Origin of the sequence: Paraburkholderia sp. CNPSo 3274 (assembly GCF_024206475.1) — a bacterium.
In the GTDB taxonomy this organism is placed as follows: Bacteria; Pseudomonadota; Gammaproteobacteria; order Burkholderiales; family Burkholderiaceae; genus Paraburkholderia.
In genome coordinates, this window is the sequence record NZ_JAMBPR010000224.1 from 1 (window position 1) to 1005 (window position 1005).

Here is a 1005-nt window from a genome sequence, read left to right on the forward strand (position 1 = left end):
CGGGCCACTGGACGCAGCGTTCGCCCGTGCCCGCGGGCTGAACTTTATTCTGAGGTTGGTATTCGGGCTGATGAGCCGCAAGATCATGCGGCTTGCGAAGAAGCGGGATGTAACCTATTCATTTCTCTTCGTGCGCCCCGATGGAGCCCAGCTCGCCGAAATTGGCGAACTGCTTAAGTCAGAACGCATCCGTCCGGTGATTGACAAGGTGTTTCCGTTTGAACAAGCAAAGGAAGCGCTTGAATACCTTGCCCAGGGGCGCGCCAAGGGCAAGGTCGTCGTCAAAGTCAAGTGACGCGCCAAACGGTCGGCTGCGGATGAACGTGCCGCAGCGAAGCAGGCCCTTCCGTATGGCTGCAGGCAAGCGGGTCGGAACTCTGTCGACACCGCCACGACGTTGATGTTGCACGCGTGCTTTCCGCGCGGTGTCGGCTGTTCTCAAAGTCGCTGGCTCGGATTATCAGATCAAGCGCCGCGGCCCTGCACGAGTAGTCAAACGGGCACTGTCAGGTTGCTGGAGATGTGGCCGTGATAAAGCGATTTCGTCTTCTTCATCGCTTCATTCTACCGCCACATCTCCAGCAACCTGACAGTGCCCAAGGGAGGGCTCGAACATGGCCATGATAATAATAGGATTCCAGAGCAATTTGACATAGGCCTTATTGATCAACTTTGACAGTCGTATCAAATGCCTGCCCGAAGCGGTGTGAGGCGATGGGTGCCGGAGCCTTATGACGGCGGGTAACGCAAGGCTGGTAATCCAGAGGATTTTTAGCGGAGCGGAAGCGGCGCAATGAATTGACTAGGGACACGGCGAACAAGCCGTTTCCGCTCCGCTAAAAATTCGTTGAGCTAAGCCGCTCCGCTGTCGGTGGCTATGGGGATTGAATCGGTGCGGCGCCGGTTGTGCGTGTCGAGTGCGGGAAGCGAAGCGAGGGCAAGAAACAATCGGGATACGCGATTGGGCAGGCACGTCCAGGCATGATGGTCTGCGGGCGGCTTGGG

The 1005-nt window shown here is 57.5% G+C and carries 1 protein-coding gene; it reads left to right on the plus strand.

Going from position 1 to position 1005, the window contains the following annotated elements; translation table 11 throughout:
• Nucleotides 1-295 (plus strand): zinc-binding dehydrogenase (locus M3I54_RS44335; protein ID WP_254346725.1); only part of this gene is annotated, 295 nt, incomplete at its 5' end.
• Between the last annotated feature and the right edge of the window lie 710 nt (nt 296-1005).